The following is a 7,334-nucleotide window of genomic DNA, read 5'->3' as shown; positions in this document are numbered from 1 at the left end:
ATCTGACTTAACAGACCGCCTGCGTGCGCTTTACGCCCAGTAATTCCGATTAACGCTTGCACCCTCCGTATTACCGCGGCTGCTGGCACGGAGTTAGCCGGTGCTTCTTCTGCGAGTAACGTCAATCACTGTGGTTATTAACCACAATGCCTTCCTCCTCGCTGAAAGTACTTTACAACCCGAAGGCCTTCTTCATACACGCGGCATGGCTGCATCAGGCTTGCGCCCATTGTGCAATATTCCCCACTGCTGCCTCCCGTAGGAGTCTGGACCGTGTCTCAGTTCCAGTGTGGCTGGTCATCCTCTCAGACCAGCTAGGGATCGTCGCCTAGGTGAGCCATTACCCCACCTACTAGCTAATCCCATCTGGGCACATCTGATGGCAAGAGGCCCGAAGGTCCCCCTCTTTGGTCTTGCGACGTTATGCGGTATTAGCTACCGTTTCCAGTAGTTATCCCCCTCCATCAGGCAGTTTCCCAGACATTACTCACCCGTCCGCCACTCGTCACCCGAGAGCAAGCTCTCTGTGCTACCGTTCGACTTGCATGTGTTAGGCCTGCCGCCAGCGTTCAATCTGAGCCATGATCAAACTCTTCAATTTAAGTTTGATGCTCGTAGAATTAAACTTCGTAATGAATTACGTGTTCACTCTTTGAGACTTGGTATTCATTTTTCGTCCTAGGACGTTAAGAATCCATGTCACTTTGAGTGCCCACACAGATTGCCTGATAAATTGTTAAAGAGCAGTGCAACGCGGCTTTCGCTCACCGTTGCGAGGTGGCGTATATTACGCCTTCCTCTTTCAGAGTCAAGCGATTATTTTCGCCTTTCTCTTCAACCGGCCCGGCTGCTTGTGTGAAGTGATTCACATCCGCCGTGTCGATGGAGGCGCATTATAGGGAGTTATTCGGCACTGACAAGCGGAAAAATACAATTTTATTTCAACCGTTCATCTTTTCGCCATAACGCCTATTTTTGCTGCTTTTTGATGGCTTCTGGCAGTGCTGCCAGGCTGTTAATCACACAATCCGCTGCATTTTCTGCTTCAGGTGTGATGGGCTTGCCGGTGCGCACCAGTATTTTATGGCCTACACCTGCCGCTGCAGCTGCCTGCATATCTTCCATTTTATCCCCCACCATATATGAAGCACTCATATCTATATGAAGGAACTCTTGCGCAGAGGTGAACATACCCGGGTGCGGTTTACGGCAGTCACAGGTCTGGCGATACTCTTCTACGCTTCCCTGTGGATGATGCGGACAATAATAGATACCGTCCAGGTCAACGCCACGATCGGCCAGTGACCAGTCCATCCATTCTGTTAAGGTCTCAAACTGCGCTTCGGTGAATTTACCGCGCGCGATGCCTGACTGGTTGGTAACGACCACCAGCGCAAAACCCATCTCTTTTAATTCACGCATGGCTTCTATCACGCCATCGATGAATTCAAATTCGTCTATCTCATGCACATAACCATGATCGACATTAATGGTGCCGTCACGATCGAGAAAAATTGCGGGTACTGATTTTGCCACCTGTTTGCTCCTGGAAGGGGATGTCTGCGTAGTATCTCATTTTTCACTGCGCAAGAAAGTGCTCATCACGCAGAGTTGGATTGATTTAGACGTCTGGATGCCTTAACATCCGTTTTGTTGACGGTCATCGCCCGTATCAGGCAGCAGAAAATGCCACGGCTAACTTACATACGATAAAAATAATCTAATGATTAAACTTTCCAATATCACCAAAGTGTTCCAGCAAGGGCACCGTACCATACAGGCGTTGAATAACGTTAGCCTGCATGTCCCGGCTGGGCAGATTTATGGCGTCATTGGCGCCTCAGGTGCAGGTAAAAGTACGCTCATTCGTTGCGTTAACCTGCTTGAACGCCCGACCGAAGGTCGCGTTCAGGTTGATGGCAAAGAACTGACTACCCTTTCCGAAGCAGAACTGACTAAAGCACGCCGCCAGATTGGCATGATCTTCCAGCACTTTAACCTGCTCTCTTCGCGCACCGTTTTTGGCAACGTTGCCCTGCCGCTGGAACTGGACAACACGCCGAAAGACGAGATCAAACGTCGCGTTACCGAGCTGCTGGATCTGGTCGGTCTGGGCGATAAGCACGACGCTTTCCCGGCGAACTTATCCGGCGGTCAAAAACAGCGTGTGGCGATTGCGCGTGCTCTGGCCAGCAACCCAAAAGTGCTGCTCTGTGACGAGGCTACCAGTGCGCTGGATCCTGCAACCACCCGCTCGATTCTGGAGCTGCTGAAAGACATTAACCGTCGCCTGGGACTCACTATTCTTCTTATTACGCACGAGATGGATGTGGTTAAACGCATCTGCGATTGCGTGGCGGTGATCAGCAACGGGCAACTGATTGAACAAGACACCGTAAGCGAAGTGTTCTCACATCCAAAAACCCCGCTGGCGCAGCAGTTTATTCAGGCCACGCTGCACCTGGACATTCCGGAAGATTATCTGGCACGTCTGAAAAACCAGCCTGAAGCAAACAGTGTTCCAATGCTGCGAATGGAATTTACCGGCAAGTCAGTGGACGCACCGCTGCTGTCTGAAACCGCCCGCCGCTTCAACGTGAATAACAATATTATTAGTGCGCAGATGGATTACGCCGGCGGCGTGAAGTTCGGCATCATGCTGACTGAAATGCACGGCACGCAAGAAGACACACAGGCCGCTATCGCCTGGCTGCAAGAGCATCATGTAAAAGTAGAGGTACTGGGTTATGTCTGAGGCAATGATGTGGTTGCTGGCACGCGGCGTATGGGAAACGCTGGCGATGACCTTCGTATCCGGCTTCTTCGGTTTTGTCATTGGTCTGCCGGTGGGCGTGCTGCTGTACGTCACCCGTCCGGGTCAGATTATTGAGAACGCAAAGCTGTACCGCACGCTCTCTGCGCTGGTGAATATCTTCCGTTCCATTCCCTTCATTATTTTGCTGGTATGGATGATTCCGTTTACCCGCGTTATTGTGGGCACGTCTATCGGCCTGCAGGCAGCCATCGTTCCCCTGACCGTGGGTGCGGCGCCGTTTATCGCCCGTATGGTTGAGAATGCCCTGTTAGAGATCCCATCGGGCCTGATTGAAGCGTCACGCGCTATGGGCGCGACGCCGATGCAGATCGTTCGTAAAGTTTTACTGCCAGAAGCGCTGCCAGGTCTGGTTAATGCCGCCACCATTACGCTGATTACCCTGGTAGGTTACTCTGCGATGGGCGGTGCAGTAGGCGCCGGTGGTCTGGGTCAGATCGGCTATCAGTATGGTTACATTGGCTACAATGCTACCGTCATGAATACCGTGCTGGTTCTGCTGGTTGTACTGGTTTATCTCATTCAATTCTCTGGCGATCGCATCGTCCGGGCTGTTACGCATAAATAACGTTACACAACACAAACTCGACGAGTTAAGGATAAAAACATGGCGTTTAAATTTAAAACCTTTGCTGCAGTAGGCGCGCTGATCGGCTCTCTGGCACTGGTAGGTTGTGGCCAGGACGAAAAAGATCCAAACCACATCAAAGTGGGCGTTATCGTCGGTGCGGAGCAGCAGGTTGCAGAAACGGCAGCTAAAGTGGCGAAAGAAAAGTATGGTCTGGACGTTGAGCTGGTCACATTCAACGACTATGTCCTGCCTAACGAAGCGCTGAGCAAAGGTGATATCGATGCTAACGCCTTCCAGCACAAACCATACCTGGATCAACAGATCAAAGATCGCGGTTACAAGCTGGTTGCTGCAGGAAACACCTTCGTTTACCCAATCGCGGGCTACTCTAAAAAGATCAAATCATTAGATGAACTGCAGGACGGTTCTCAGGTTGCGGTTCCAAACGATCCAACTAACCTTGGCCGTTCTCTGCTGCTGCTGCAAAAAGTGGGTCTGATTAAACTTAAAGACGGTGTTGGCCTGCTGCCGACCGTTCTGGACGTAACCGAGAATCCAAAAAATCTGAAAATTGTTGAGCTGGAAGCGCCGCAGCTGCCACGCTCGCTGGATGACGCACAGATCGCCCTGGCGGTTATCAACACCACTTACGCCAGCCAGATTAACCTGACCCCAGCGAAAGACGGTATCTTCGTGGAAGATAAAGAGTCTCCGTACGTTAACCTGATCGTTACCCGCGAAGATAACAAAGATGCGGAAAACGTGAAGAAGTTCGTACAGGCTTACCAGTCTGATGAAGTTTACCAGGAAGCAAATAAAGTCTTTAACGGCGGTGCAGTTAAAGGCTGGTAATCTTATCTTTGTGTAATATCATTCAGGACGGGCGTAAGCCCGTCTTGTCATTTATGCAGGCAACTGATTCAATATCTGACGATTTGATTAATCATTGAGGAAACATTATGCGTGCTTTACCGATCTGTCTTTTAGCACTGATGCTGAGCGGTTGTTCTATGCTAAGCAGATCTCCTGTTGAACCTGTTAAAAGCACAGCAACCCCGCCGAAAGTGGAGCCTGAAAAACCAAAAGCGCCACGTCCTGCGCCGGTCAGAATCTATACCAAAGCGGAAGATTTAGTAGGTAAACCGTTCCGCGATCTGGGTGAAGTCTCTGGCGAATCTTGCCAGGCCACCAATCAGGACTCTCCTCCGAATATCCCTACTGCGCGTAAACGCATGCAGATTAATGCGTCTAAAATGAAGGCCAATGCGGTTCTGCTGCACAGTTGCGAAGTGACCAGCGGCACACCAGGCTGTTACCGTCAGGCCGTTTGCGTAGGGTCTGCCCTTAACGTCTCGGCGAAATGAACACCTTCCAGTTCGGGCAAATAGGCGTTATTCGCTCGCCGTATAAAGAGAAGTTCGCCGTGCCACGCCAGCCCGGGCTGGTGAAAAGCTGTAGCGGCGAACTGCATCTACTCGCTCCGTATAATCAGGCCGATGCCGTGCGCGGACTGGAAGCGTTCAGCCACCTGTGGGTACTGTTTATCTTTCATCAGACCATGGCTGGCGGCTGGCGCCCTACCGTGCGTCCGCCTCGTCTCGGAGGTAACGCCAGGATGGGCGTGTTTGCGACGCGCTCAACATTTCGTCCGAATCCTGTGGGGATGTCGCTCATTGAGCTGAAGGGTGTTCGCTGTCAGAAAGATCAGGTGATCCTTGAGCTTGGCAGCCTGGATCTGGTGGACGGTACACCCGTAGTGGATATCAAACCTTACCTGCCCTTTGCCGAAGCCTTACCCGATGCGCGTGCCAGCTACGCCCAGCAAGCGCCTCAGGCAGATACGCCGGTCTGGTTTACCGATGCGCTGATCCCCGAGTTGATCCAGCTGGAGAAGCGTTACCCTCGCCTGCGGGAATTTATCATTGACGTCCTCGCACAGGATCCCCGTCCGGCCTACCGCAAAGAGGAAGATGCGGGGAAAACGTACGCCGTCCTGCTGCTGGATTTTAATGTTCGCTGGCGCGTCACCGCGGCGGGCTTCGAAGTGTTTGCCCTCGAGCCGCAGTAATTTTATCCTCTTCTCTTTTGGCATCTTTGCCACACTGGTAAACTAAACCACTTTTTTTGTGTCAGGCTGCCGGTCAGCCTGTTCCACTCTTCGAAATGGAACCGTAACAACATGCGTACTAGCCAATATCTGCTCTCCACTCTTAAGGAGACACCTGCCGACGCCGAGGTCATCAGCCACCAGCTGATGCTGCGCGCCGGGATGATCCGCAAGCTGGCCTCCGGGTTATACACCTGGTTGCCGACCGGCGTGCGCGTCCTGAAAAAAGTCGAAAACATCGTGCGTGAAGAGATGAACAACGCCGGTGCTATCGAGGTGTTGATGCCGGTAGTTCAGCCCTCTGAACTGTGGCAGGAGAGCGGGCGCTGGGAGCAATATGGTCCGGAGCTGCTGCGTATTGCCGATCGTGGCGATCGTCCCTTCGTTCTCGGCCCAACGCATGAAGAGGTTATTACCGATCTGATCCGTAACGAGCTGAGCTCGTACAAGCAGCTGCCGCTGAACTTCTTCCAGATCCAAACCAAATTCCGTGACGAAGTGCGTCCACGTTTTGGCGTTATGCGCTCTCGCGAATTCCTGATGAAAGATGCTTACTCTTTCCATACGTCTCAGGAATCTCTTCAGGAGACCTACGACAAGATGTACGAAGCGTACAGCAAAATCTTCTCCCGTATGGGTCTGGATTTCCGCGCTGTTCAGGCTGACACTGGTTCTATCGGCGGCAGTGCATCCCATGAATTCCAGGTACTGGCACAGAGCGGTGAAGACGATGTGATCTTCTCTGACTCGTCTGATTACGCCGCAAACATTGAGTTTGCAGAAGCCCTTGCGCCAAAAGCGCCACGTGCTGCCGCTACCGAAGAGATGAAGCTGGTTGATACGCCAAACGCGAAAACCATCGCCGAGCTGGTTGAGCAGTTCAACCTGCCGATCGAAAAAACGGTCAAAACCCTGCTGGTAAAATCCACCGAAGGCAGCGCATACCCGCTGGTTGCCCTGCTGGTGCGTGGCGATCACGAGCTGAACGAAGTGAAAGCAGAGAAGCTGCCACAGGTTGCCAGCCCGTTAACCTTCGCAACCGAAGCGGAAATCCGTGCCGTTGTGAACGCCGGTCCAGGTTCTCTGGGCCCGGTGAATATGCCAGTCCCTGTTGTTGTTGACCGCACGGTAGCCGCAATGAGCGACTTCTCCGCTGGCGCGAACATCGACGGCAAACACTACTTCGGCATCAACTGGGATCGCGATGTGGCGACGCCAGAAGTGGCGGATATTCGTAACGTGGTGGCAGGCGATCCAAGCCCGGACGGCAAGGGTACCCTGATGATCAAACGCGGTATTGAAGTCGGTCATATCTTCCAGCTGGGCGATAAATACTCCCGCGCGATGAACGCTGCCGTTCAGGGTGAAGACGGGCGTAACCAGGTCCTGACGATGGGCTGCTACGGTATCGGGGTAACGCGTGTGGTCGCCGCTGCTATCGAGCAGAACTACGACGAGCGCGGCATTGTCTGGCCGGACAATATCGCCCCGTTCCAAGTGGCGATCCTGCCGATGAACATGCATAAATCCTACCGCGTGCAGGAGCTGGCGGAAAAACTGTACAGCGAGCTGCGTGCTCAGGGTATCGAAGTGCTGATGGACGATCGTAAAGAGCGTCCGGGCGTGATGTTTGCTGATATGGAACTGATCGGCATTCCGCACACCGTGGTGATCGGCGATCGTAACCTCGACAATGACGAAATTGAGTACAAATATCGTCGTAACGGCGAGAAGCAGATGATCAAAACCGGTGACGTGCTTGATTACCTCGTAAAAGCCATCAAGGCATAAACCATAAAAAACCCCGCTGATGCGGGGTTTTT

Annotated in this window: 7 protein-coding genes and 1 rRNA gene; 6 read left to right on the top strand and 2 right to left on the bottom strand. The window is 52.6% G+C overall.

Annotated features, from left to right (window positions below):
- Both MXM41_RS13845 and gmhB read right to left on the bottom strand, forming a co-directional pair.
- Positions 1–601 (bottom strand): 16S ribosomal RNA (locus tag MXM41_RS13845); the annotation flags it as partial.
- A gap of 368 nt (positions 602–969) precedes the next feature.
- On the bottom strand, positions 970–1,536 hold the full coding sequence (gmhB, locus tag MXM41_RS13840) for a D-glycero-beta-D-manno-heptose 1,7-bisphosphate 7-phosphatase (protein ID WP_325932555.1): 567 nt from the start codon (positions 1,534–1,536) through the stop codon (positions 970–972).
- A gap of 187 nt (positions 1,537–1,723) precedes the next feature.
- Between gmhB and metN the strand changes: the two genes are divergently transcribed.
- The 6 genes from metN (at position 1,724) to proS (ending at position 7,302) form a co-directional block, all read left to right on the top strand.
- Positions 1,724–2,755, top strand: a complete 1,032-nt coding sequence (metN, locus tag MXM41_RS13835) for a methionine ABC transporter ATP-binding protein MetN (RefSeq protein ID WP_325932554.1) — start codon at positions 1,724–1,726, stop codon at positions 2,753–2,755.
- On the top strand, positions 2,748–3,401 hold the full coding sequence (locus MXM41_RS13830) for a methionine ABC transporter permease MetI (protein ID WP_039030285.1): 654 nt from the start codon (positions 2,748–2,750) through the stop codon (positions 3,399–3,401). The genes metN and MXM41_RS13830 overlap by 8 nt, the downstream gene beginning before the upstream one ends.
- A gap of 39 nt (positions 3,402–3,440) precedes the next feature.
- Positions 3,441–4,256 carry a methionine ABC transporter substrate-binding lipoprotein MetQ gene (metQ, locus tag MXM41_RS13825; RefSeq protein ID WP_325932553.1) on the top strand — a complete coding sequence of 272 codons (816 nt, stop codon included), beginning with the start codon at positions 3,441–3,443 and terminating at the stop codon, positions 4,254–4,256.
- A 107-nt stretch (positions 4,257–4,363) separates the two neighbouring features.
- On the top strand, positions 4,364–4,768 hold the full coding sequence (rcsF, locus tag MXM41_RS13820) for an Rcs stress response system protein RcsF (RefSeq protein ID WP_103178358.1): 405 nt from the start codon (positions 4,364–4,366) through the stop codon (positions 4,766–4,768).
- Positions 4,765–5,472: a tRNA (N6-threonylcarbamoyladenosine(37)-N6)-methyltransferase TrmO gene (tsaA, locus tag MXM41_RS13815; protein WP_325932549.1), complete on the top strand. Its 708-nt coding sequence runs from the start codon at positions 4,765–4,767 to the stop codon at positions 5,470–5,472. The genes rcsF and tsaA overlap by 4 nt, the downstream gene beginning before the upstream one ends.
- Positions 5,473–5,583: 111 nt before the next feature.
- Positions 5,584–7,302, top strand: a complete 1,719-nt coding sequence (gene proS / locus MXM41_RS13810) for a proline--tRNA ligase (RefSeq protein WP_325932548.1) — start codon at positions 5,584–5,586, stop codon at positions 7,300–7,302.
- Positions 7,303–7,334 lie beyond the last annotated feature (32 nt).

It is taken from the genome of Leclercia adecarboxylata, assembly GCF_035787115.1.
GTDB classification, from domain to species: Bacteria; Pseudomonadota; Gammaproteobacteria; order Enterobacterales; family Enterobacteriaceae; genus Enterobacter; species Enterobacter adecarboxylatus_E.
The sequence above is the reverse complement of the archived record's forward strand: the minus strand, read 5'-3'. Positions and strand labels throughout refer to the sequence as shown.